Below are 26,031 nucleotides of genomic sequence, written 5' to 3' on the forward strand. Positions count from 1 at the left end.
GCGGCTGTATGCGGCGGCGCGACGCCCGACCATGGTTGTGCTCAGTGGTGATGAGCCGGCGTTGTTGGGGTCACTGGATGGCGCTTTGCTTGCGCTGGAGCGCCAGCTGGTGCGCAGGTACCCACACCACCTGCAACCGTCGCAACCTTGTGGCGTATGGGAATTACGGGCGGCATTGGCGGCCCGTTATACCTCGTCGCCTAGCCATTGCTGGCAGGCCGACGAGGTGTATATCGGCGCCGATCTTCAGGGCGTACTGCAAATCCTGATCGACACGCTTGGCCTCGAGGGCACGGTGGTGCTGGCTGAATCGCCCTGCGATTACCTGGTCTTGCGCCTGTTACAGAGCGCTGGCGTGCGGGTTATCGAACTGCCCTGGCACGCCGATGGCAGCTTCGACTTGGCCACGTTCGAGCACCTGCTCAAGCACGAACCGGTACACCTTGTGCTGCTGTCCTCCGTGGTCAGCATGCCCTCGGGTAATGCGCTGACGCTACCCGAACGGCTGCAAGTAGCGCATTTGCTGGAGCGGCACGCCTGTTGGTTGCTGGAGAACGACACATTTGGTGAGCTGAGCTTCGTGTCGTCGCAGACGGCTTTGCGCAACCTGGTCAACCCGCAGCGGCTGATTGTGTTTTCTTCGTTCGAAAAGGTGTTGGGGCCAGAAGCGCCGTTTGGGTACCTACTGACGCAGCAAATGGGCAGTGAGTTGCAGCGCCAGTTTTTGCTGCGCTCATTTCGACTTTCATCCATTCGGCAACGCGCCATTGCTCGGCTATATGAGAGCGGGCGGTTGGATCAGCACCTGCAGACGTTATGCCAGCGCCTCCAGGAACAGGCGCAAGCCATGAGCCATCGGTTGGATGTGCATATGCAAGGGCGTGTGAGTTATCGAATGCCTATCGCCGGGGCAAGTTTCTGGTTGCAGTCGGTGGCGCCGGTGGATATGCGTCTGGTGTTCCAGCGCATGCTCGCCCAGCAGGTCGTGATTGCGCCGGGGGAGTTGTTCAGCCTCTTAGGCTTGCATCACCAGCATATGCGCTTGAGTCATACGTTCAGCGGCCACCCCAATCTGGATATTGTCCTGAATGCGCTGGCTCAGGCGCTGCTCCAGGCACAGACCGATTAATGTGTGAAACTTCTCTCCGAATTGTGGGATCGATAACATCGCTCAGTAGTCCAACTCTGAGTAAACTGTCATTTTTTCCGAATCCTTATTTTCCGAGGTTTATGCATGACTATCAGTCCTTTTGCGGGCAAACCGGCACCGGCTCAGTTGCTGGTGGATATCCCGCGACTGGTCACGGCCTATTACACCGGCCAGCCTGATGCAGCAATCTCTACCCAGCGTGTAGCCTTTGGTACCTCCGGGCACCGAGGCAGTTCGTTCGAGCTGAGCTTCAATGAGTGGCATGTGCTGGCGATCAGCCAGGCGATCTGCCTGTACCGTGAAGCCCAAGGCATCACAGGGCCTTTATTTGTTGGCCTGGATACCCATGCATTGTCCACGCCGGCCGGTGCCAGTGCCCTGGAGGTGCTCGCTGCCAATGGCGTGCACGTCATGCTGGCTGAGGGCGATGAGTACACACCGACCCCGGCGATTTCCCACGCCATCATTTGCTACAACCGCGGCCGCACCAGCGGCCTGGCGGACGGCATTGTGATCACCCCGTCGCACAATCCGCCGCAGAGTGGCGGCTACAAGTACAACCCGCCCAATGGCGGCCCGGCCGATACCCACGTCACCAAGTGGATTGAAGCCAAAGCCAATGAACTGCTAGCCAACAAGCTTGCTGGGGTCAAGCGCATCACCCATGCCCAGGCGCTCAAGGCGGACACCACTCATCGCCATGACTACCTCAACAGCTATGTGGCCGACCTGATCAATGTGATCGATATGGACGCGATCCGTAGCGCTGATCTGCGCCTGGGCGTTGATCCATTGGGCGGGGCGGGGGTGCGCTACTGGTCGGCGATTGCCGAGCACTACCGCCTGAACCTGGAGGTGGTGAACACCGAAGTGGATTCCACCTTCCGCTTCATGAGCGTGGACTGGGATGGACAGATCCGCATGGACCCATCCTCCAGCTACGCCATGCAGAGCCTCATTGGTCTCAAGGAACGTTTTGACGTGGCGTTTGCCTGTGACCCGGATCATGACCGTCACGGTATCGTCACGCCCTCCGGCGGCCTGTTGGCGCCGAACAACTACCTGGCGGTGTCCATCGATTACCTGTTCCAGAACCGTCCGGACTGGGGAGCCGACGCGGCGGTGGGCAAAACCGTGGTCAGCAGTGGCCTGATCGATCGCGTGGCTGCACGTATCGGCCGGCGCCTGTATGAAGTGCCGGTGGGCTTCAAATGGTTTGCCGATGGCTTGTTCGAAGGCTCGTTGGGTTTTGGCGGCGAAGAAAGCGCTGGTGCTTCGTTCCTGCGCAAGGACGGCACGGTCTGGAGCACTGACAAGGACGGCCTGATCCCGGCCTTGCTCGCAGCGGAAATGACCTCGCGCAAGGGCCAGGATCCCAGCCAGATCTACCGCGGCCTGACCGATGCACTCGGCGAACCGTTTGCCATTCGCGTGGATGCCAAGGCGACCCCGGCGCAGAAAGCCCTGCTGGGCAAGCTGTCGCCGGAGCAGGTGACGTCCACCCAATTGGCCGGCGAGAGCATCCAGCAGATCCTCAGCCATGCCCCGGGCAATAACCAGGCGATTGGCGGCTTGAAGGTCATGACGGAAAACGGCTGGTTTGCTGCGCGGCCATCGGGTACCGAGGACATCTACAAGATCTACGCCGAGAGTTTTATCGGCGAAGAACACCTCAAGCAGCTGGTGGAAGAGGCGCAGGTGCTGGTGGACGGCGCAATTTCCCAGTAACGGTGTAGGAGGGGGCTTGCCCCCGATAGCGGTGGGTCAGTCACAGATGTGTTGACTGGCATAACCTCATCGGGAGCAAACTCCCTCCCACATTAGATAGCAGCATGATGCAAGATCAGGCCAGGTCGACCAGCACGATCTCGCTGTCCTCGATCGCCGTCACCCGCAACACTTGCTCATCCTCAACGGCCACGCCGTCTCGCGCCTGTGCGCGCAAACCATTGACTTCAATTACGCCGGTTGCCGGCACCAGGTACGCCCGGCGTCCGTTGTCCAGCCGGTATTCGGCGCTTTCCCCAGCTTTCAGGTTCGCCGCCACCAAGCGTGCATCGGCACGAATGCGCAGGCTTTCACTGTCGCCAGCCTTGCCGCTGGCCAGCGTCACAAAGCCTTCACGATTACCTTGCGGAAACGGCTTGGCACCCCAGGACGGTGGCAAGCCGGCCTCATTCGGGATGATCCAGATCTGGAAGATCTTGGTCGGGGTGGCCTCCAGGTTGTACTCGCTGTGGGCGATCCCGGTACCAGCGCTCATCACCTGTACATCGCCCGCCTCGGTGCGGCCTTTGTTGCCCAGGTTATCGGCATGGCTGATTGCGCCTTCGCGTACGTAGGTGATGATTTCCATGTCTCGGTGCGGGTGCTGGGGGAAACCGCTGCCAGGCGCGATGATGTCGTCGTTCCATACCCGCAAATTGCCCCAGTGCATACGCTCGGGGTCGTGGTATTCGGCGAATGAAAAGTGGTGATGGGCGTCGAGCCAGCCATGATGGGCGCCGCCGAGGGTGTTGAAAGGTCGAAGTTCAAGCATGATCGTCTCCTGTGAATGAGCCCATCATCCAGCAGCGCATGATCGATAAAAAGCGTAAAAAATGCCTGATTCCTATCCATCAATTCGATCATTTAAACCTGTTTCAACTTTCACTTCATCGCCTAACTACATGACCGTAAAGCAATTGGCTGGAACTGAGCGTCGATTCCGGCGACCATGGCGGCCTTGTCAAAGCCAAGCTCATCGCAGGAGTCCGCGTGCCGCAACAAAAGCCTGATCTGCCCCCTGAACTGCGCCCCTTGGCTGAAATGCCGTTATTGAAGCGGCTGGCCGCTCGCCTGTTCGGCCATGGCCTCACCCGTTTGCGCGCGCAGCACCGGTTTTCCTGGCTGCATGGCCAGGCCGACGGTTTTCGCAATGGGCATGAAGCCGGTGTGGAATATGGGTATCGCGAGGGTAAGGCCGATGGTCTTGAAGAGGGCCGGCAAGTCCTGTTGATTCGCGACTTTCGCCCTGATGAGCACCGAGCGCCCGGTGTGGATGACAGCCTGTTCGACGATTGGCGATTGCCGCTCACCGCCGATGTGAAGAAGCGCATGAAGGCGGATGTGGCGCGCCTGCTGTCAGCCCACGCGCAGCCGAGCACAGCGCAGTGGAAGATGATCTTCAGCGACACGCCCTCGACCTCGGTGATTGCGGGCGCCGGCGCAGGTAAATCGACCTCCCTGGTGTTGCGTATCCTGTTGCTCACCCATTACCTGGGTTTTGAGTTGAGTTCGATGACCGTGGTGACGTTCACCCGCGAGTCGCGCAAGGACTTCATCAACAAGCTCATGGAGATTCTGAGCCTGTGGGGCCAACCCCTTGACCTGAAACAAGCCCAGGCGGTGGTGCGTACGTTTCACTCGCGCATCCTGCCGATGGTGCGCAGCCTGCCGGGTTTTGAACGGCTGCAAGCCTTCGAAAACCTCAGTGGCGGCTTTGAAGACGCCGATAGCAATGCCTTCGATCTACGTATCAGTGATGCCCAGCGCCAGCATATGAACACCTGTTATCACCGTTTGCAGGGGCATCATGCGCGTTTTCGCGAGTTGATTGCGCCGCTGGCTCGCCAGGGCCTGCAGCTCAAGGAGCTGGAACGCGATCATCCGGACGTGCAAAAGCGCATGGCCGTGACCGAGTTGGCGGCCAAACGTGATGAAGAACTCTGCGACGTGATCGAGGACCTGTGGTTCCGCGCGGGCGCCTGGCCGATCAAAGGCATCGAACCCAGCCGTCAGACTTTTGAAATCAACGGTGCCAAGTTTCATTGTCACGGCTATATCCCGAAGTTGGATGCCTGGGTCGTATTGGGTTTCGATGCGCGGGAAAACGCCGGGATCAGCCGCCCAAACTCAAAATTATCGGTGCGCGCAGAGTGGGCGGTAAAGCGCACCCTGTTTCAAGCTTTCTGCAATAAGCCATTGATATGGCTGGATAACTACGAGTCATCCAAGCGCCTTTTAAGCAGTCTGGCCGGCGAGGCCACGGCAGGGCCTGGCTTTGATTACAAGGTCAAGGGTGAACTCGCCTCGGCGCCGCTGCTGGACAGTTTTGTCATGGCGGCCGGGTTTATCGAGAACCTCGGGCTGGACGTACCGACGGCCGTGGGCCAGATGAGCTTCGCCAAGGATGACCCGGATCGGTTGTTCTTCGAGGCCTTGAGCATTTTCTGGAAGGCCCTGGAAGACCACCTGCTCGATCAATCACCGCCGATCATGACCTACAACCGAATGTTTTCCCTGTTTGGCGAAAATACCCCGGAGAACCTCAAGCTGCTCAGTGATCCCTTGCTGCGGCCGATGTCACACCTGATGATCGACGAATTCCAGGATGTATCGCCGCAGATCGTCTCGTGGATCCGTGCCACGCTGCGGGAAATCCGCAGTCGCGGCCCGGCCATGCACGTCGGGCGTGGGGCGCAACGCTCATCCTTGCTGTGTGTCGGCGATGACTGGCAGTCGATTTATGGCTGGCGCGGCAGTTCGCCCAAGTACTTCATGGAATTCAACCAGGAATTTGTCGCACCGAGCACCACTCGCGTGATGCTGGGCGAGAACTACCGCAGCCACCAACACATCATCGACGCGGCCGAGCATATCGTGCGCACCGCACCGGCTATCCCCGGCAAGAAGGCCAAGGCCAGTGGCGAGTCCAAGGCATTGGTGCCGGTCACCGTGCTGGAGCGCGACGACGCGGCGCTCGGTCGGCGGTTGCTGGAGCATTATCAACGCGGGGATACGGTTTTGATGCTTTATCGAAAAAGCAGCGATAAGTTGCTGATTCAAGAGCATATTCAGTCTGTTGTTAATGTGGATTCTAGCTTGCCGGTCCACGAGCGCCGTCTGAAACAGCTCACTTACCACAGCGCCAAGGGCCTGCAGGCCGATGCAGTATTTCTGCTTGGGGACTGCCAGCATCTCACCAGCTCGCCCTACAAAAACCAGGTCTACCGCATGGCGGGCTTGGGCAAGGAAGGTGACAGCGAGCCGTACGACAATGCGCAAAAGGACGAAATACTACGACTGGCCTACGTCGGTATTACCCGAGCGGTCAGCCACTGCTACTGGTATGTGGAAAAGTCGGAGGGCCAGGGTGTGAATGTGCCCAGGGCATCCGAGCGGGTGGATGGCAAGAAAGCGTTTTTCGACGATCAGCGCTGAACCTTCAGCTGACACACAGCAAAATGCGGGAGGGGCTTGTCCGCTCCCGCATCAGGTAATCAGCGGCTGACAAATACTATTCAGGCCCGCAACGACAACGGCGGCACAAAACACTCCAGCTCATCCTCCACGGCCTCGATAATGCGCTCCACATCAGCGGCGTTCATCACTGTGGCGCAAGGTATGCCGGCGATGGCGATCAATGTTTCACCGCTGGCGCGGTCGAACAGGCGGGCGATCATGCTGCCGGGGGCATCCATACTCCCCTCGAAGCCCATCGGATGAAAATGCCAGCGCATCAACTGGCATGCATTGGGAAAAGTCACTTTGTTCATATTGCCCACCTTGTTCATTGAGCGCTTCCTTTAGCTCGCGGCAGGGGTCAGGACCTTCGTTGGTCAAGACGGCGAAGAACTCAAAAATAGCATTCGTTCGCAAGTACAAGGTGAGTTTTTCGGCCCCGTTCGGCGGTTCTTTTACCTGATTTTGATGTGGATCATGTCCTACAGCAGATTAGGCAAAAGGCCATTATTCCGAATGGTCGTCTGGCCATTGTGGGGGGCGGGTAGATTTAGGCAATCTCAAGCATTTTGTTCGCTGTGCTGGCGCAGGATTCGACTTGCTCCCGATGGCGGCCTCAGGGCCGACCAGGGTGCTGGATCAGCCGAGTACATATCCGTTGTTTGGGTAACGGCCACTATTGGTTCCGCTTTTACAGCGGGTCACTTTCGAAAAGCGCGAAAGTAACCAAAGCGCTCTTGCCCCACCACTCGGCACCTCGCTTAGGCTCGGTGTGCCCGTAATCCGCGATGGATTTGGGGGGCCGCCGCCACGCGCCATCCATGGCGCGGGGCGGCTAAACCGGCATCCCTGCCGGTTTACCCCCCAAATCCCTGTCGAATTCCGGCCAGCGTGGTTTAACGGGGCGCTTAAGATCAAGATCAAAAGCAGATCAAGGTCAAGATCAAGAGCGGCTCGCTTCGCATCGTGGTTACGTTGGCTGCTATCAAGTTGTGCAACGTCGGTTTATATCGCACCGGACGTAATTGACACTTTTCAGATGATTAACCGGCCACTGGTTAAATAAATAATGGCGTCATGATTAAGACATTTTCTGTCAACTATTCCGAATGGAAAGAAGGGGTGTCACTGTGAGAGATTTCGGCCGCAACACGTAACACTCTCACATAACTGATTATCAACAGGTGACTTATATGTCTTCCATAGAAAGCCTTCCAATCGGCGGTACATGGACCCAGTCCGAGTTACGTGGCACAGACCAGCGCGAACGGCTGGAGGCCAGGCGCGGCGAGCCTTCAGTGCTGGTCGGCGGGGCAGGCGGCGACCAACTGGTGGGGCGTCAGGGTGCCAATACATTCAAATATGAAAAAAGCACCGACTCCCTCAGCGATGATCCGGACACGATCCTGAATTTCAATCCGAAAGAAGATGAGATCGATGTGTCCCTGATGTTAAAGGACCACGCTATATCGGCAATCAATATTCAACCAGGCCCGCCTGTGGAGGTGGGCGATGTGCAACTGAGCCACGCGTTCGGCGTGAGTACATTGACTATCAAAGTCAATGCCGAAGGGCCGAACTTTTCCGTACGCGTTGATGGTGTAAATCTGTTGCCGCAGCATATTAATTTCTTCCATTCGGATTAAGCCTACGGGTTCTCCAGGTCATGCCCCAGCGACTGGATAAACAGTGAAAACAACTCGGGCTGTGACGAGATATCGAGCTTGGCGTAAAGGTGCCTGCGGTGCACTTTGACCGTGTCCGGCGAGATATTGAGGCGTTCGGCCATGGCCTTGGAGGAAAAACCCCGCAACACCAGGCGAGCGATTTCCAGCTCGCGGTCCGACAGTACACCACTGCCGAAATGACTCAGCGCGTCCCGAATCTGACTGTCTATTGCCGGTGCTCGCTGAGTGCTTTGCTGCCAGTGCTGCTGCATCAATGGCAGCACCCAAGCAGCCAGTGTGGTCAACAGCCCGGTTTCCTCAAAGCTGAAGCGTCGCTGCATACCCAGGGACAGTGAAAGCGTGCCCGTGCCGGGCAATTGCAGGATCAACTGCACTTCGTCTTCCAGCACGTTGTCGTGGAAGTAGTTGAGGAAGTACTCACTCTGGCGAAAATGGTCCGGCGCCACTTCCTCCAGGCGGTACACGCCGCTGGCATAGTTCTCGCGGCACGCCTGGTAGAACGGGTCGAGCAGGTACAGACCGTTGAGGTACACCAGCATCGACGCCGGTTTGCTGCTGGGCTGGGCGTCGTACTCCTCAAGGGCCTGGGGCGGGCCGTCCAGCGGGTAGAAAATCGCCAGGGCGTTATCGAAGGGCAGGCATTGGTGCAATAACAGCACCAATTGTTTCCAGAACCGTTCGGTGCCGATTTGTGACAGGGTGCGCCCCAATCCCGCGTGCATGCCGATTTCCCGGAACAGGCTCATATCACTGGCTCCTCTCAAAAGATCGGCCAAGGGTTCGGCTTTTAGCCGGTACCGTCAAGGGGAGTACGCCAATAGGGGAATTGGCCTACCGGCCCGCCAGCCGATAACGTCGTCACTATTCAACGGGAAGCATATCCCGCACACACACATCATTTTTCGTTTCTGCCTCACACCAAAAACAACGACAGAGGATAACGATATGAGCGCTACCCCCACGCCCGATGGCGTGCTCAAGCCCACCTTGAGCGTCTTTGATGTAGTGGCTATCACCGTTTCTGCGGTGACGCCGGCCAGTTCCGTATTTGTGATCGCCCCGTTCGCCATTCAGCAAGCGGGCAGCGGTGTGTTCCTGGCGTTTGTGATGGCCGGGCTGCTGGCGTTGATGTTCGCCTTCTGTTACGCCGAACTCGGACGCGCCCATAACAGTGCCGGTGGCGAGTATGTGTATGCCAAGCGCGTGTTTGGTGGCATGGCCGGCTACGCCACGTTCCTGACAGTGCTGGTGATGTTGCTGTTTATCCCGCCGGTATTGGCGACTGGTGCGGCGACTTATCTGAATAATGCCTTGGGCACGAACTTCGACTCCCAAACTGTCGCCCTGGTGATCGTGGTGTGCAGCTACGCCCTGGGCATTCTCAATATCAAGCTCAATGCCTGGATTACCGGCACCTGCCTGCTGTTGGAAGTGGCAGCGTTGCTGGTGATTGTGGTGATCGGCTTCGGCAACCCGGTGCAGCCGGCCAGCGTATTGTTCCAGCCGCAGATCGTCGAAAACGGCGTGTTGCACCTCGCGCCCTGGGCCCTGGTGATCGGTGCCGTCGGTATTGGCCTGTTCTCATTCAATGGCTACGGCCCGGCGGTGTTGCTGGCCGAAGACATGAAATGCGGCGGCAAGGGGGTACACAAGGCGGTGCTGTGGTCCCTGGGGTTGGTGGTGGTGATCGAACTTGTGCCAATCACCGCACTCTTGATCGGCGCGCCGTCCCTGAGTGAGATGATCAGCAGCCCCGACCCCATTGGCTATCTGTTGACCAGTCACGGTAATGAAACCCTGTCGCGGTTGGTCAGTGCCGGGATTTTCCTGTCGGTGTTCAACGCAATTGTGGCCATTGTCATCCAGATCGGCCGGGTGGTGTTCAGCAGCGGACGCGATGCACTGTGGACGCCGAGTATCAACAAGCTGTTCACGCGGATTCATCCGCGCTGGGATTCGCCGTGGCTGGCTACGTTGTTCCTGGCGATTCCTTCGGCGCTGTTGAGTTTCAGCTCGAACCTGGCGGATCTGACGTCGTTCAGCGTGTTGCTGATCATGCTGGTGTACCTGGTGGTGGCGCTGAGCGCGCTGATGAGCCGGGTGCTGCTGCGTGATCGCGAACATCCCTATCGCATGCCATTGTGGCCGTTGCCGGCCGTGCTGGCGGTGCTCGGCGCGGGGTATCTGTTAGTGACCTTGATCCTTGAGGCGTCGATGCGCGACATCATGGTCATTATCGGCTTGCTGGCGCTGTCGGTGATTTTGTATTGCATCAGTGGCCGGTCGAGTCCGGTCTTTCAGAAATTGTAAGGAGTGGGTATGCGCGCACGTCAATTGGGTATCACGCTGGGGCTGGGCACGCCTGGCGAATTGAATGCCATCACCGATGTTCCCGGGGTTCGCGTCGGCCACACCACGCTCAAGACGCGTGTCGACGGCAAGCAGGTGCGTACCGGCGTGACGGTGGTCCAGCCACGCGCCGGTGAGGCCCGGCATCAACCCTGTTTTGCCGGGTACCACGTGCTGAACGGCAATGGTGATGCCACCGGCCTTGAGTGGATCAACGAGGCCGGATTGTTGACCACGCCGATGGCCATCACCAACACCCACAGCGTCGGGATCGTGCGTGACACCTTGATCGCCCTGGAGCGCGAACGCCTGCAAGACCCCGCGGTGTACTGGTGCATGCCGGTGGTCATGGAAACCTATGACGGCCTGCTCAACGATATCTGGGGCCAGCATGTGCAACCTGAGCATGTGCGCCAGGCACTCGACCATGCCGAAACCGGCCCGGTGCAGGAAGGCGCCGTGGGCGGCGGCACCGGGATGATCTGCCATGAGTTCAAGGGCGGCATCGGCAGCGCATCCCGGCGCTTGTCGGCGGAGCAGGGCGGCTGGACCGTCGGCGTATTGGTGCAGGCCAACCATGGCAAGCGCCAGGAGCTGCGGGTCGATGGCTACCCGGTGGGCCGACATTTGATGGACATCACTTCGCCCTTTGCCGAGCAGGGCACGCCCGGCATGGGGTCCATCGTGGTGGTTATCGCCACCGACGCGCCGTTGCTGCCCCATCAGTGCCAACGCCTGGCGCAGCGGGCGTCCATCGGTATCGCACGCACCGGTGGCGGCACCGAGGATTCCAGCGGTGACTTGTTTCTGGCCTTTGCCACCGGTAATCAGGATTTGCCGCAGGCGGACTACGGGCGCAAGGACCTGCCGCTGCGTACCGCGTTGCATATGGTCAATAACGATCATATTTCTCCACTGTTCAGCGCGACGGCGGAGGCAGTGGAAGAAGCAATCATCAACGCGATGCTGGCAGGGGAAGACATGACCACACAGGCGGGTGTCCAGGTGCCTAGCCTGGCCGGCGAGACCCTCTTGGCAGCATTGCACAAGTGTGGCTGGAGTGTGCCCCGGCAATAGGGGACACTGCACTTTAATAGTGCAAGTAGTGGCTATTTAATGCCGCTAATGACACCGTGACAATATATTGGATCCATTACTCAAGTGCGCCGCTCAACTTGGAGCGGCTTTACTGCTATTTAATATTTAAATAATGCGGCGCTCGAATTCGGCGGGTAAAAGCAAGCGTTCCCAGTAAACACTGCGTGGGACTTCCTCAAGTTGAACCTGTGTCACATTTTTGCTGTGGAAATAGATGTAGACGAAAGATTTCAAGTTGTGTCAGTTTTCTTACGCCTTCAAAAGAGGTGAGTGATAGGACTATCCTCGCCCGCGAGGTTCCTATCGAACAAAGACTGATGCACTTGCAAACAAGGAAGTACGTTTATGTCAAAAGTAAAAGACAAAGCTATTGTATCTGCCGCGCAAGCCAGCACTGCTTACTCGCAAATCGATAGCTTCAGCCATTTGTATGACCGTGGCGGTAACCTCACAGTCAATGGCAAACCGTCCTACACCGTGGACCAGGCAGCGACCCAGCTGCTGCGGGATGGCGCCGCGTATCGGGACTTTGATGGCAACGGCAAGATCGATCTGACCTACACCTTCCTCACCTCGGCTACCCAGAGCACCATGAACAAACATGGCATCTCAGGGTTCAGCCAGTTCAACGCCCAGCAGAAAGCACAGGCCGCACTGGCCATGCAATCCTGGTCGGATGTCGCCAACGTGACCTTTACCGAAAAGGCTTCCGGCGGTGACGGTCACATGACCTTCGGCAACTACAGCAGCGGCCAGGACGGCGCCGCGGCCTTCGCTTACCTGCCCGGCACCGGTGCGGGCTACGATGGCACCTCGTGGTACCTGACCAACAACAGCTACACGCCGAACAAGACTCCGGACCTGAACAACTATGGTCGGCAGACCCTGACCCACGAAATCGGCCACACCCTGGGCCTGGCTCACCCTGGCGACTACAACGCCGGGAACGGCAACCCGACCTATAACGACGCGACCTATGGACAGGACACGCGTGGCTATAGCCTCATGAGTTACTGGAGCGAGAGCAACACCAACCAGAACTTCAGCAAAGGTGGCGTCGAGGCTTACGCTTCCGGCCCGCTGATCGACGACATCGCCGCGATCCAGAAGCTCTACGGTGCCAACCTCAACACCCGCGCCGGCGACACCACCTACGGGTTCAACTCCAACACCGGGCGTGATTTCCTCAGCGCCACATCCAACGCCGACAAGCTGGTGTTCTCGGTGTGGGACGGTGGCGGCAACGACACCCTGGACTTCTCTGGCTTCACTCAAAACCAGAAGATCAACCTCACTGCCACCTCGTTCTCCGATGTTGGCGGCCTGGTCGGCAACGTGTCGATCGCCAAGGGCGTCACCATCGAGAACGCATTCGGCGGTTCGGGCAACGACCTGATCATTGGTAACCAAGTCGCCAACACCATCAAGGGCGGGGCCGGCAACGACCTCATCTACGGCGGCGGCGGTGCGGACCAACTGTGGGGCGGGGCCGGCAGCGATACCTTCGTGTACGGTGCCAGTTCCGATTCCAAGCCAGGGGCTGCGGACAAGATCTTTGACTTCACCTCCGGTTCCGACAAGATCGATCTGTCGGGCATCACCAAGGGGGCGGGCTTGAGCTTCGTCAATGCGTTCACCGGCCATGCCGGCGATGCTGTGCTGAGCTATGCCTCGGGTACTAACCTGGGCACCTTGGCCGTGGACTTCTCCGGGCACGGCGTGGCGGATTTCCTCGTCACCACCGTTGGCCAGGCAGCCGTCAGCGACATCGTGGCCTGATGCACGGCGCGGCGCCTCGGCGCCGCGCTCCAGGATGGAGCTTTATATGCCACGTTTTTCTCATTTGATCGCCTGTGCTTCGCAGGTGTTGTTCGTTTTGGCAGGAGCCCACGCAATGGCTAGCAGTCTTGTATTACCGACCTCCGCCCAGTTGGCGGGGCATTGGCAATTGAAGCAGCAGGACCAGGTATGCGCGCTGGATTTATTGGAACAGGCCAATGCCCTGGGAGGCGATATCGCTTGTGTGGAGCAATGGCTGGGCGACAAGCCACAGACGTGGTCGCCAACGCCGGACGGCATTTGGCTGTTTAACGCCGAAGGCTCAGGGATCACGCATTTGAATCGCCAGAAAGAAGGCGAATATCAAGCCCGCACTAAAACCGGGCAAGTTGTCGAGCTGAAACGAATGCCTTAGTTAAAAGTTATAAGCATATAACTCGATTTAGCAGTTGGCCGTGCGCTTCCTCGGCAGGGCGACTATTACGTGCAGTGCGCTCCAGGAAGATAAAACAATATGGCGAAGTCCCAAGGGGTTGCGCCCTTATTCAGGGCGCTGGGTGAATACAAGAGTATTTTGATCAGCGTCGGCTGTTTCACGGCATTGATTAACCTGCTGATGCTGGTGCCGTCGATTTACATGTTGCAAGTGTATGACCGTGTGTTGTCCTCCCAGAATGAAACCACCCTGGTGATGTTGACGCTGATGGTCGTGGGCTTCTTTGCGTTTATTGGCCTGCTTGAAGTTATCCGCAGCTTTATCGTGATTCGCATTGGCAGCCAGTTGGAGCGGCGTTTCAATCTGCGCGTGTACAAGGCCGCATTCGAACGCAACCTGCAACGCGGCCAGGGTCATGCCGGGCAATCACTGGGCGACCTGACCGCGCTGCGTCAATTCATCACCGGGCCTGCGTTGTTCGCGTTCTTTGATGCGCCATGGTTCCCGATCTATCTGTTCGTGATTTTCCTCTTCAACGTGTGGCTCGGCGTGCTGGCCACGGCTGGCGCGGCATTGCTGATTGCCCTGGCTTGCCTGAATGAATACCTGACCAAAAAACCATTGGGCGAGGCGGGTGTGTTTTCCCAGCAGTCAACCCAATTGGCCACCAGCCACCTGCACAACGCCGAGACGATCCAGGCGATGGGTATGCTCGGTGCATTGCGCAAACGCTGGTTCGGGGTGCATTCGCAGTTTCTGGGCTTCCAGAACACCGCCAGCGATACCGGGTCGGTTATTACCTCTCTGAGCAAATCCCTGCGCCTGTGCCTGCAATCTTTGGTATTGGGGCTGGGCGCCTACCTGGTGATCAAGGGCCAGATGACCGCCGGGATGATGATCGCAGGCTCCATCCTGATGGGCCGCGTACTCAGCCCCATCGACCAGCTGATCGCGGTGTGGAAGCAATGGAGTTCGGCCAAGCTGGCTTACCAGCGCCTTGATGGGCTGCTGCGTGAATTCCCGCCAGAGGGCGAGCAAATGGCCTTGCCGGCGCCCAAGGGCCAGGTCAGTTTCGAACAGGTCAGTGCTGGCCCACCGGGGCGGCACATGGCGACCTTGCATCAAGTCAGTTTCAACCTGGCGGCCGGTGAAGTGCTGGGCGTGCTGGGCGCGTCGGGCTCCGGCAAGTCCACCCTGGCCCGCGTGCTGGTGGGCGTGTGGCCGACCCTGGCCGGCACCGTGCGGCTGGACGGCGCGGACATTCACCGTTGGGACCGCGACGACCTCGGCCCGCACATCGGCTATTTGCCCCAGGACATCGAGCTGTTCAGCGGCAGCATCGCCGACAACATCGCACGCTTTCGCGAGGCCGACCCGGAGCTGGTGGTCAAGGCCGCGCAACAGGCCGGTGTGCATGAACTGATCCTGCGCCTGCCCCAAGGCTACGACACGGTGCTGGGCGACAACGGCGGCGGCCTGTCCGGTGGCCAGAAACAACGTGTAGCCCTGGCCCGCGCCCTGTACGGCGGGCCGCGCCTGATCGTGCTGGATGAGCCCAACTCCAACCTCGATACGGTCGGCGAAGCGGCGTTGGCCAGCGCCATCGTGCAGATGAAAGCCCAAGGCAGCAGCGTCGTGCTGGTGACGCATCGCTCCTCGGCATTGGCCCAGGCCGACAAATTGCTGGTGCTCGGCGAAGGCCATCTGCAAGCGTTCGGGCCCAGCCAGGAAGTGCTGCGGGCGTTGTCCGGGCAACAGCAGGAAGCGCCGAAAGAGAAAACCGGTGTCAGTTTCAGTCGTCAGTACCCGGCCGCAAGGAACCCAGGCGCATGAGCAGTATTACGGTAGAACCTCGTTTCAAAGAGCGCGATGCCCGCTTCTTCGTGCGTATGGGCTGGCTGATGACGGTCGTCTGTGCCGGTGGTTTTTTCCTCTGGGCCAGCCTGGCACCGTTGGATCAGGGCATCCCGGTGCAAGGCACCGTGGTGGTGTCGGGCAAGCGCAAGGCCGTGCAAACCTTCAGCCCCGGTGTGGTCAGCCGCATCCTGGTCAAGGAGGGCGAATTGGTCAAGCAAGGCCAGCCGTTGTTTCGTCTCGACCAGACCCAGAACCAGGCCGACGTGCAATCCCTGCAAGCGCAGTACCGCATGGCCTGGGCCAGTGTGGCGCGTTGGCAGAGCGAGCGCGACAATCTGCCGAGCATTACCTTTCCCACCGAGCTGAGCGCCAATCCTGATCCAGCCCTGGCGTTGGTGCTGGAAGGCCAGCGCCAGCTGTTCAGCAGCCGCCGCGACGCCTTCGCCCGTGAACAAGCCGGGATTCGCGCCAGCATCGAAGGCGCTACCTCCCAGTTGAGCGGTATGCGCCGTGCCCGCAGTGACTTGACCGCCCAGGCCCAATCCCTGCGCGCGCAACTGAGCAATCTGCAACCCTTGGCCGACAACGGCTACATCCCGCGCAACCGGCTGATGGACTACCAGCGCCAGTTGTCTCAGGTGCAGCAGGACCTGGCGCAAAACGCCGGTGAAAGCGGCCGGATAGAGCAGGGCATTGTCGAGTCGCGGCTCAAATTGCAGCAGCACAGCGAGGAGTATCAAAAAGAGGTGCGCAGCCAATTGGCCGACGCGCAATTGCGCAGCCTGACCCTGGAGCAGCAACTCACGTCTGCGGGGTTCAACCTGCAACACAGCGAAATCAACGCGCCGGCCGATGGCATCGCCGTTAACCTCAGCGTGCACACCGAAGGCGCCGTGGTGCGCGCCGGGGAAACCCTGTTGGAAATCGTGCCCCAGGGCGCGCGCCTGGAAGTGGAAGGGCATCTACCGGTGCATCTGGTGGACAAGGTCGGCACGCACTTGCCCGTCGATATCCTCTTCACCGCCTTCAACCAGAGCCGCACGCCACGGGTGCCGGGCGAAGTCAGCCTGATTTCCGCCGACCAGATGCTCGATGAAAAAACCGGCGCGCCGTATTACGTGCTGCGCACCAGCGTCAGCGACGCGGCGATGGAAAAACTCCACGGTTTGGTGATCAAGCCCGGTATGCCTGCCGAGATGTTCGTGCGTACCGGCGAGCGGTCATTGCTCAATTACCTGTTCAAGCCGCTGCTGGATCGCGCCGGCTCCGCGTTGACTGAGGAATGAGCATGAAGCCAGTGTTCATTACGCTATTGCTGGTGTGTGGCAGTGCCCAGGCTGCCATGGGCCCGTTCGATGTTTACGAGCAGGCGCTGCGCAACGATCCGGTGTTCCTCGGCGCGATCAAGGAGCGCGACGCCGGCCTGGAAAACCGCACCATCGGCCGCGCCGGGCTGCTGCCGAGGCTGTCCTACAACTACAACAAGGGCCGCAACAACTCCGAGGCGCATCTGCCCGACGGGCGCGGCGGCAGCTATAGGGACGACCGCAACTACAACAGCTACGGCTCCACCTTCAGCCTGCAACAACCGTTGTTTGATTACGAAGCCTATGCCAACTACCGCAAGGGCGTGGCCCAGGCGCTGTTTGCCGATGAAAGCTTTCGCGACAAGAGCCAGGCGCTGCTGGTGCGGGTGTTGAGCTATTACACCCAGGCGTTGTTTGCCCAGGATCAGATCGACATCGCCCGGGCAAAGAAAAAGGCCTTCGAGCAGCAATTCCAGCAGAACGAGCACTTGTTCAAGGCCGGCGAGGGCACGCGCACGGACATCCTTGAAGCCGAGTCGCGCTACGAGCTGGCCACTGCCGAAGAGATCCAGGCCCTGGATGAGCAGGATGCGTCACTCAGGGAGCTGGGCGCGTTGATCGGCGTGCAAAGCGTCAACATCAACGACCTGGCGCCGCTGAACCAGAGCTTTGCCGCGTTCACCCTGACCCCGGCCAATTACGACACCTGGCATGAGCTGGCGCTCACCAACAACCCGGTGCTGGCTTCACAGCGTCAGTCGCTGGAAGTGGCGCGCTATGAAGTGGAACGCAACCGTGCCGGGCATTTGCCGCGAATCACCGCGTATGCCACGTCGCGCAAACAGGAGTCCGACAGCGGCAACACCTACAACCAGCGCTACGACACCAACACTATTGGCGTCGAAGTGAGCATGCCGCTGTATGCCGGTGGCGGTATTTCGGCCTCCACCCGCCAGGCCAGCCGCGCAATGGAGCAGGCCGAGTACGAGCTGGAAGGCAAGACCCGCGAAACCCTGATCGAGCTGCGCCGCCAGTTCAGTGCATGTCTGTCGGGCGTGAGCAAGCTGCGTGCCTACCAGAAGGCATTGGTGTCCGCCGAGGCGCTGGTGGTGTCGACCAAGCAAAGCATCCTTGGTGGCGAGCGGGTCAACCTTGATGCGCTGAATGCCGAGCAGCAGCTCTACAGCACTCGCCGCGACCTGGCCCAGGCGCGGTACGACTACCTGATGGCCTGGACCAAATTGCACTACTACGCGGGCAACTTGCGCGACACCGACCTGGCCAAGGTGGACGAGGCCTTCGGCCCGGATAAAAACCTGTAGGAGTTCGCTCCTATAAGGGGAATAACAATAATCAGGAGTGTGCAGATGATCACTGATTCACCGCGTTTCAAACCCTTCACCGCAGGTTCATTGCTGTTGTTGTCCGTTGCGGCACAGGCGCAATACACCGAGACCGGCCAAGCGGGTAACCCGGCCAGTTGGCGTTCGGCCGAATACCAAAGCGATTGGGGCCTGGGCCGTATGAAGACCGATGAAGCCTACGCCGCCGGGATCAGTGGCCAAGGCGTGAAAATCGGCGCGCTGGACTCGGGCTTCGATGCCAATCACCCCGAAGCCTCCAAAGACCGCTTTCATGCGGTGACCGCCACCGGCACCTATGTCGACGGCAGCGCGTTCAGCACCACGGGCGCGCTCAACCCCAACAACGATTCCCACGGTACTCATGTCACCGGCACCATGGGCGCCGCCCGCGACGGCGTGGGCATGCACGGCGTGGCGTACAACGCGCAAGTCTATGTGGGCAACACCAACGCAAACGACAGCTTCCTGTTCGGCCCGACGCCAGACCCCAAGTACTTCAAGACTGTATACACCGCGATGGTGGATTCCGGCGTGCGCGCCATCAACAACAGTTGGGGCAGCCAGCCCAAGGATGTCAGCTACCAGACCCTCGGTGACCTGCACGCCGCCTACGCCCAGCACTACAACCGTGGCACCTGGCTGGACGCCGCGGCGGATGTGGCCAAGGCCGGGGTGATCAACGTGTTCAGCGCCGGCAACAGCGGCTATGCCAATGCCAGCGTGCGCTCGGCCTTGCCGTATTTTCAGCCGGAACTGGAAGGCCACTGGCTGGCGGTGTCGGGGCTGGATAAGGCTAATAACCAGAAATACAACAAGTGCGGTATCGCCAAATACTGGTGCATTTCCACGCCCGGCGCGCTGATCAACAGCACCATTCCCGACGGTGGTTATGGGGTCAAATCCGGCACCTCGATGTCGGCACCCCATGCCACCGGGGCGTTGGCGCTGGTGATGGAGCGCTATCCCTATATGACCAACGAGCAAGCGTTGCAGGTGTTGCTGACCACTGCCACGCAGCTTGACGGTTCGATCACCCAGGCGCCCAACGCAATCGTCGGTTGGGGCGTGCCGGACCTCGGCAGGGCGATGCACGGCCCGGGTCAACTGCTGGGAGCCATGGATGTGAACCTGGCAGCCGGGCAGGGTGATGTGTGGAGCAACGGTATCTCCGACCAGGCCTTGCTTGCGCGCCAGGCCGAGGACCGCGCCGAGCACAGCGCCTGGCAGCAAACCCTGATCGACAAGGGCTGGCAGAACGGCGTGAGCGCCACCGCCAGCCAGCAGGACCAGACCGACTACGCCATCGGCAACGCCCGCGACCAGGCAGCGGCGAACCGTGTGTATGAAGGCAGCCTGATCAAATCTGGCGCCGGCAGCCTGGTCCTCAGCGGTGACAGCACCTATCGGGGCGCCACTGTCGTCAATGGCGGCCTGTTGGCGGTGAACGGTTCGCTGACCTCGGCGGTCACGGTGAATGACAGCGGCACCCTTGGCGGTTCCGGGCGTATCGCCGCGTTGTCGGTAAACAACGGCGGCCGCGTGGCACCGGGCAATTCCGTTGGCACCTTGCAGGTAGCGGGAGATGTGAACCTCGGCGCGGGCTCGACCTATGCAGTGGAACTGACGCCTACCAGCAGCGATCGTATTGTCGCGGGCGGCAAGGCGGTCCTGGGCGGCGGCACCGTCACCTTGGCGCTGGAAAACAGCCCCACGTTACTCAGTCAAAGTCAGGTCCAAAGCCTGATTGGCCGGCAATACTCGATCCTTGAGGCCGCGGGCGGCATCCAGGGCCAGTTTGGCCAAGTGCTACCCAACTACCTGTTCCTCGGTGGCACCCTCGACTATGCCGCCAACGCTGTGCAACTGAACGTGGGGCGCAACGACGCGAGTTTTGCCAGCGTCGCCGCCACCCGTAACCAGCGCAACGTGGCGGCGGCTGCCGAACAATTGGGCGCCAGCAACCCGGTGTATGAAAGCCTGTTGCAGTCGCAGTCAGTCGCCACCGCCCAGCAGGGTTTGCAGCAACTGTCCGGTGAAATCTACCCCGCCGTGGGTGCGATGCTGATCAACGACAGCCTGCAACTGCGCAATGCCGTGGGCGAGCGCCTGCGCCACGTACCAGTGAGCGGCGAAAGCAACCTGTGGTTCAAGGCGCTCGGTGCCTGGGGCAAGAGTGACAGCCGCAGCGAAACGGCCGGTTCGACCACCTCCATCGGCGGCCTGCTGGCGGGCGTGGATGGCGCACTGGATGAGCAGACCCGCGTGGGTGTGGTCGCCGGTTACAGCGACAGCTCCTTGAATATGGGCAGCGGCACGCACTCATCGGCATCCATCGACAGCTACCACTTCGGCGCGTATGCCGGGCGCGAGCTGGGCGACTGGCGCTTGAGTGTCGGCGGTGCCTACAGCTGGCATCGCGGGGATGTGAAGCGCGACCTGCAATGGGGTGATGTCATCGGCAAGCAAAAAACCAAGCTGGATGCGACCACAGCGCAAGTCTTCACCGAAGCAGCGTACCGCATCCGCCTGCAAGCGGTGGCCTTGGAACCGTTCGCCAACCTGGCCTATGTGCACCTGAACAGCGAGTCGTTCCACGAAAAAGGCGATGCCGCCGCCCTGGAACGCGGCAGTGACCGCCGCGATGCGGTGCTCAGCACCCTTGGCGTACGGGCATTGAAAACCCTGGCCCTCAATGACCACCAGCAACTGGAACTCTCCGGTTCGTTGGGCTGGCAACACAGCCTCACCGCCGTGGAATCCGAAGAGCACTTGGCGTTTGTCGCAGGCGGGCCTTCATTCGCCGTGCGCAGTGCGCCGTTGCTGCGTGACGCTGCTTTGGTGGGGCTGCAAGCCAGCCTGGCGCTGAATGCCGCGACGCGGGTCAACCTGGATTACAACGGCCAGTTGGGTGGCCGCGCGAAAACCCAGGGTGTGGGTTTGAGCCTGAACTGGCAGTTCTGAAGACACCGCGAACAAAAAATGTGGGAGCAGGCAAGCCAGCGCCCACATTGAATCGGCGGTGTTCTGGAGAAAGTGATTTACACACGTGCAATAAGAAAACTAAGGAAGGTCACCGTGAAAAAACGCAAGTCAGGGTTAACTACCGCCATCCACACCGGCCCGGGCTACCCGCTCAAGGCGCTGAGCTGCGTGCCATATGGCGCGTTGCTGTGTTGCCTGGCAAGCCTGGGAACCGCTCAGGCTGCACCCTATGTGGAAACCGGCAAGCTGGGTGATGCCGCCAGTTGGCGCAGCAACGAGTTCAAGGCCGACTGGGGCTTGGGCGCCGTGCATGCCGACACCGCGTATGCCGCCGGCTACACCGGCAAGGGCGTCAAGCTGGGGATCTTCGACCAGCCGGTGTACGCCCAGCATCCGGAATTCGCCAGCCCCGACAAGGTGGTGACGATTGTCACCGAGGGCATTCGCCAATACACCGACCCGTATATCCCGGTGAAAGCCGGTGATGCGTTCCGCTACGACGGCACGCCGTCCAAGGACTCCAACGGCAAGCTGGGTAACCACGGCACCCACGTCGGCGGCATTGCTGCGGGTAACCGCGATGGCGGGCCGATGCATGGCGTGGCGTTCAATGCGCAAATCCTCACCGCCGAAAACGGTGACCCGGGCCCGGAAGACGGGATTATCCTCGGCAACGATGGCGCGGTGTACAAGGCCGGCTGGGACGGGTTGGTTGCCAGCGGCGCACGCATCATCAACAACAGCTGGGGTATCGGCATCGGTGACCAGTACGCCAAGGGCGGCCGCGATCCGGCGTTCCCCAATTTCACCGTGAATGAAGCCCAGGCGCAGTTCAATACGATCCGGCCGATCCTCGGCACGATCGCAGGTGGTGCTTATCAAGGCGCCATCGACGCGGCCCGCAGTGGTGTGCTGACCATCTTTGCCGCCGGTAACGACTACAACCGCAACAACCCGGACGCGATTTCCGGCCTGGCGTACTTTGTGCCGGAGATTGCGCCGAACTGGCTGTCGGTGGCGGCATTGCAGCAGAACCCGGACACCGCCAGCCCTGATCCGTATGTGATCAGCACCTTCTCTTCACGTTGCGGCTATGCGGCGAGTTTTTGCGTGTCGGCACCCGGTACCAAGATCTACAGCTCGATCATCAACGGCACCGACCTGAACAACCTGACCACCGACTGGGCCAACAAAAACGGCACCTCCATGGCCGCCCCCCATGTGGCGGGTGCAGCAGCGGTGCTGATGGAGCGCTTCGAGTACATGAGTGGCGACCAGATCTCCACGGTGCTCAAGACCACGGCCACTGACCTCGGCGCGCCGGGTATCGACTCGCTGTATGGCTGGGGCATGATCAACCTGGGCAAGGCGGTCAACGGCCCGGGGATGTTTATCACCGCCGAGGACATTCCTGCCGAGTTCCGCATTGAGGGCGCCTATGGCAGCGGGCAGTTCGTCGCGGACCTGCCGGGCGTCGGTGCGGTGGTGGACGCGGGCAAACCGACCCAGCGCATTTGCAACGACGTGCACTGCGGGCTGGATGTGTGGAGCAACAACATTTCAGGCCATGGCGGCTTGACCAAGCAGGGCATCGGCACCCTGGTGCTGGCCGGCGCCAACACCTACAGCGGCCCGACCCTGGTCAACCAGGGCTTGCTGGCGGTCAACGGTTCGGTCACCTCCGATGTCATCGTCAGCCAGACCGGCGTAATCGGTGGCTCGGGGCGTATCGGCTCGCTGACGGCAAATAGCGGCGGCGCCGTGGCGCCGGGCAATTCCATTGGCACCCTGAACGTGGCGGGTAATGTCACCTTCAACCCGGGCTCGACCTACGCCGTGGAATTATCGCCTGCCAGCAGCGACCGTATCGTCGCCGGGGGTACCGCCACGCTCAATGGCGGCACCGTAACCCTGGCCCTGGAAAACAGCCCGACACTGTTGAGTGCAACCCAGGCCCAAAGCCTGATCGGCCGTCAGTACAACATCCTGCAAGCGGCGGGCGGTGTCACCGGCAGCTTTGGTGCCGTACTGCCCAACTATCTGTTTGTCGGCGGCACCTTGAATTACGCGGCCAACGGTGTGCAGTTGGACGTGACACGCACCAACAGCTTCGCCAGTGTTGCTGCTACACCGAACCAACGCGCCGTGGCCGCAGCCGCTGAGCAATTGGGTGCGGGCAATGGCGTGTATGAAAGCTTGCTGTTGGCACCGACGGCCGCTTCGGCCCAGGGCGCGTTCCAGCAACTGAGCGGTGAAGTCTATCCGGCGCTGCAAACTGCATTGGTCAATGACAGCCGTTATGTACGCGAAGCAGTGGGCGAGCGCTTGCGCAATGGCGAGATGGGCGCAACCAGCCAAGCCATCGACAGCCGTGGCAACGTATGGGTCAAGGCCCTGGGCGCCTGGGGCAAGACCGACAGCCGCAGCGACACCGCTGGCTATAACACCTCCATCGGCGGGATGCTTGCCGGGGTGGACGGTGCCCTCGACGACGCCACGCGCATTGGCCTGGTCGCGGGTTACAGCGATACCTCGCTGAACATGGGCAGTGACACCCATAGCCGCGCCTCGGTCGACAGCTACCACTTCGGTGCTTATGCCGGGCATGAAATCGGCGCCTGGCGCCTGAGCGGTGGGGCGACCTACAGCTGGCACCGCGCCGATGTGAAGCGCGACCTGCAATACGGCGATGTCGCCGGCAAGCAAAAGGCCAAGGTCGATGCGCACAGCACCCAGGTGTTCACCGAAGCGGCGTATCGCATCAACCTGCAACCGCTGGCCCTGGAGCCGTTCGCCAACCTGGCCTATGTGCACCTGGACACGGACAGCTTCAAAGAGAAGGGCGATGCCGCTGCGCTGAAAAGTGGCGACGACAGCCGCGACCTGGTGTTGAGCACCTTGGGTGTGCGCGCCTTGAAGACCTTCAACGTCAACGACCACCAGCAATTGGAAGTCTCCGGCACTCTGGGCTGGCAGCACAACCTGAGCAGCACCGATTCCGAGCAACACCTGGCGTTTGCCTCGGGTGGCCCGTCGTTCGCGGTCGAAAGTGCGCCGATGGTGCGGGATGCCGCACTGGTTGGGGCACGGGTCAGCCTGGCGTTGAGCAAGGATGCGCGGGTGAACTTTGACTACAACGGCCTGCTGGCCAGCAAAGAGAAGGTGCACGGCGTCGGCTTGAGCCTGGACTGGGCGTTCTAAAGGCCAGGTGTAGCTGGTTGTGGCGAGGGAGCTTGCTCCCTCGCCACAGAAGCTCGCTCCTACAGTAGGTAACGGATAACAGGTGTTTTGGCTTTCTCTACAAATCCAACAACAGAGAGGCACTACCAATGGGTATCTTTGACTATAAAAACCTCGGCACCGAGGGCTCCAAAACGTTGTTCGCCGATGCGATGGCGATCACGATGTATTCCTACCACAACCTTGATAACGGCTTTGCCGTGGGTTACCAGAACAACGGCTTGGGCCTTGGCCTGCCGGCCACGCTGGTGAGCGCGCTGATTGGCAGCGGCAACGCCCAAGGCGTGATTCCCGGGATCCCGTGGAACCCGGATTCAGAAAAAGCCGCCCTCGACGCAGTGCAACAGGCCGGTTGGACCCCCATCAGCGCCAGCACCCTGGGCTATACCGGCAAGGTCGATGCCCGTGGCACCTTCTTTGGCGAAAAGGCTGCCTACGGTAGCGCCCAAGTGGAAGTGCTGGGCAAATACGATGACGCCGGCAAACTGCTGGAAATCGGCATCGGCTTTCGTGGCACCTCGGGGCCACGGGAAAGCCTGATCACCGACTCCATCGGGGATGTGATCAGTGACCTGCTTGCTGCATTCGGTCCCAAGGACTATGCAAAAAATTACGCTGGCGAGGCGTTTGGCAACTTGCTCGGCAACGTCGCTGACTATGCCAGCGCCCAGGGCTTGAGCGGCAAGGATGTGGTGGTCAGCGGCCACAGCCTGGGCGGCCTTGCGGTCAACAGCATGGCGGATCTGAGCGGGAGCAAATGGTCAGGGTTCTACACCGATTCCAATTACGTAGCCTATGCGTCGCCCACCCAAAGCGCCGGCGACAAGGTGCTTAACGTCGGCTACGAAAACGACCCGGTATTCCGGGCGCTGGACGGTTCCTCATTCAACCTGTCGTCCCTGGGCGTACACGACAAACCCCACGAATCGAGCACCGACAATATTGTCAGATTCAACGACCACTACGCTTCTGCACTGTGGAACGTGCTGCCGTTTTCCATCCTCAACCTGCCGACCTGGGTCTCGCACTTGCCCACCGGTTATGGCGACGGCATGACGCGCATTCTTGAGTCCGGCTTCTACGAGCAGATGACCCGTGACTCTACGGTGATCGTCGCCAACCTCTCCGACCCGGCACGGGCCAACACCTGGGTGCAGGACTTGAACCGCAATGCCGAGGCGCACAAGGGCAATACCTTTATCATCGGCAGCGACGGCGACGACCTGATCAAGGGCGGCAGGGGGGCGGACTTTATCGAAGGCGGCAAGGGTAATGACACGATCCGCGACAGCAGCGGGCATAACACGTTTTTGTTCAGTGGGCAGTTTGGTAATGATCGAGTGATTGGCTATCAGTCGACAGACAAGCTGGTGTTCAACGATGTGCAGGGCAGTACCGATTATCGCGATCACACCAAGGTGGTTGGCGGGGATACGGTGATCAGTTTTGGCGCCGATTCGGTGACGTTGGTGGGCGTGAGCAGTCTGTCGGGGGAGGGGATTGTTATCGCTTAAGTTGGAATGCGGTTGAAAACTGTGGGAGGGGGCTTGCTCCCGAT

General features: G+C 60.2%; 17 protein-coding genes. 14 read left to right on the forward strand and 3 right to left on the reverse strand.

The features are described from left to right. Both E4P01_RS20215 and pgm read left to right on the forward strand, forming a co-directional pair. Positions 1-1,129 (forward strand): PLP-dependent aminotransferase family protein (locus E4P01_RS20215; RefSeq protein WP_248130120.1); only part of this gene is annotated, 1,129 nt, incomplete at its 5' end. Positions 1,130-1,234: 105 nt separating this feature from the next. After that, positions 1,235-2,878, forward strand: a complete 1,644-nt coding sequence (gene pgm / locus E4P01_RS20220) for a phosphoglucomutase (alpha-D-glucose-1,6-bisphosphate-dependent) (RefSeq protein WP_216091329.1) — start codon at positions 1,235-1,237, stop codon at positions 2,876-2,878. Between the two features lie 115 nt (positions 2,879-2,993). On the opposite strand, the gene E4P01_RS20225 is transcribed toward pgm, so the two are convergent. After that, positions 2,994-3,689 (reverse strand): pirin family protein, encoded by a 696-nt coding sequence (locus E4P01_RS20225; RefSeq protein WP_032875247.1) that lies wholly within the window; start codon positions 3,687-3,689, stop codon positions 2,994-2,996. 218 nt (positions 3,690-3,907) lie between these two features. Here E4P01_RS20225 and E4P01_RS20230 point away from each other — a divergent pair, with 218 nt between their 5' ends. Next, the gene (locus tag E4P01_RS20230; protein ID WP_216091330.1) at positions 3,908-6,352 is read left to right on the forward strand and encodes a UvrD-helicase domain-containing protein; all 2,445 of its coding nucleotides are present in this window, start codon (positions 3,908-3,910) and stop codon (positions 6,350-6,352) included. Positions 6,353-6,432: 80 nt separating this feature from the next. Here E4P01_RS20230 and E4P01_RS20235 read toward each other — a convergent pair whose 3' ends face one another. Beyond that, positions 6,433-6,705, reverse strand: coding sequence for a DUF1652 domain-containing protein (locus E4P01_RS20235; protein ID WP_005788459.1), 273 nt, complete (start codon positions 6,703-6,705; stop codon positions 6,433-6,435). Positions 6,706-7,566: 861 nt separating this feature from the next. Here E4P01_RS20235 and E4P01_RS20240 point away from each other — a divergent pair. Then, positions 7,567-8,019, forward strand: a complete 453-nt coding sequence (locus tag E4P01_RS20240) for a M10 family metallopeptidase C-terminal domain-containing protein (protein ID WP_032875250.1) — start codon at positions 7,567-7,569, stop codon at positions 8,017-8,019. Between the two features lie 2 nt (positions 8,020-8,021). On the opposite strand, the gene E4P01_RS20245 is transcribed toward E4P01_RS20240, so the two are convergent. Continuing rightward, the gene (locus E4P01_RS20245) at positions 8,022-8,807 is read right to left on the reverse strand and encodes a LuxR C-terminal-related transcriptional regulator (protein ID WP_078821398.1); all 786 of its coding nucleotides are present in this window, start codon (positions 8,805-8,807) and stop codon (positions 8,022-8,024) included. A 199-nt stretch (positions 8,808-9,006) separates the two neighbouring features. On the opposite strand from E4P01_RS20245, the gene E4P01_RS20250 reads away from it, so the two are divergent. From E4P01_RS20250 to E4P01_RS20295, 10 genes are all read left to right on the forward strand, one after another. Continuing rightward, positions 9,007-10,371 carry an APC family permease gene (locus E4P01_RS20250; RefSeq protein WP_005788456.1) on the forward strand — a complete coding sequence of 455 codons (1,365 nt, stop codon included), beginning with the start codon at positions 9,007-9,009 and terminating at the stop codon, positions 10,369-10,371. Between the two features lie 9 nt (positions 10,372-10,380). After that, the gene (locus tag E4P01_RS20255; RefSeq protein WP_216091331.1) at positions 10,381-11,487 is read left to right on the forward strand and encodes a P1 family peptidase; all 1,107 of its coding nucleotides are present in this window, start codon (positions 10,381-10,383) and stop codon (positions 11,485-11,487) included. Between the two features lie 366 nt (positions 11,488-11,853). Beyond that, complete coding sequence (locus E4P01_RS20260; protein WP_005788454.1) at positions 11,854-13,287, forward strand: serralysin family metalloprotease; 1,434 nt, start codon at positions 11,854-11,856, stop codon at positions 13,285-13,287. Between the two features lie 46 nt (positions 13,288-13,333). Further along, entirely contained in the window at positions 13,334-13,702 is a 369-nt protein-coding gene (locus E4P01_RS20265; RefSeq protein WP_032875255.1) for an AprI/Inh family metalloprotease inhibitor, read from the forward strand. Positions 13,703-13,801: 99 nt separating this feature from the next. Further along, the gene (locus tag E4P01_RS20270; protein ID WP_078821396.1) at positions 13,802-15,556 is read left to right on the forward strand and encodes a type I secretion system permease/ATPase; all 1,755 of its coding nucleotides are present in this window, start codon (positions 13,802-13,804) and stop codon (positions 15,554-15,556) included. Next, entirely contained in the window at positions 15,553-16,866 is a 1,314-nt protein-coding gene (locus E4P01_RS20275) for an HlyD family type I secretion periplasmic adaptor subunit (protein WP_216091332.1), read from the forward strand. The genes E4P01_RS20270 and E4P01_RS20275 overlap by 4 nt, the downstream gene beginning before the upstream one ends. Before the next feature lie 2 nt (positions 16,867-16,868). Next, a complete protein-coding gene (locus tag E4P01_RS20280) occupies positions 16,869-18,209 on the forward strand; it encodes a TolC family outer membrane protein (RefSeq protein WP_216091333.1) in 1,341 nt (446 codons plus the stop codon). A gap of 45 nt (positions 18,210-18,254) precedes the next feature. Next, positions 18,255-21,212 carry an autotransporter serine protease gene (locus E4P01_RS20285; RefSeq protein ID WP_216091334.1) on the forward strand — a complete coding sequence of 986 codons (2,958 nt, stop codon included), beginning with the start codon at positions 18,255-18,257 and terminating at the stop codon, positions 21,210-21,212. Positions 21,213-21,326: 114 nt separating this feature from the next. After that, positions 21,327-24,434 (forward strand): autotransporter serine protease, encoded by a 3,108-nt coding sequence (locus E4P01_RS20290; RefSeq protein WP_216091335.1) that lies wholly within the window; start codon positions 21,327-21,329, stop codon positions 24,432-24,434. A gap of 128 nt (positions 24,435-24,562) precedes the next feature. Further along, a complete protein-coding gene (locus E4P01_RS20295; protein ID WP_216091336.1) occupies positions 24,563-25,987 on the forward strand; it encodes a lipase in 1,425 nt (474 codons plus the stop codon). Positions 25,988-26,031: the final 44 nt, after the last annotated feature.

Source organism: Pseudomonas sp. NCIMB 10586, assembly GCF_023127895.1.
In the GTDB taxonomy this organism is placed as follows: domain Bacteria; phylum Pseudomonadota; class Gammaproteobacteria; order Pseudomonadales; family Pseudomonadaceae; genus Aquipseudomonas; species Aquipseudomonas synxantha_A.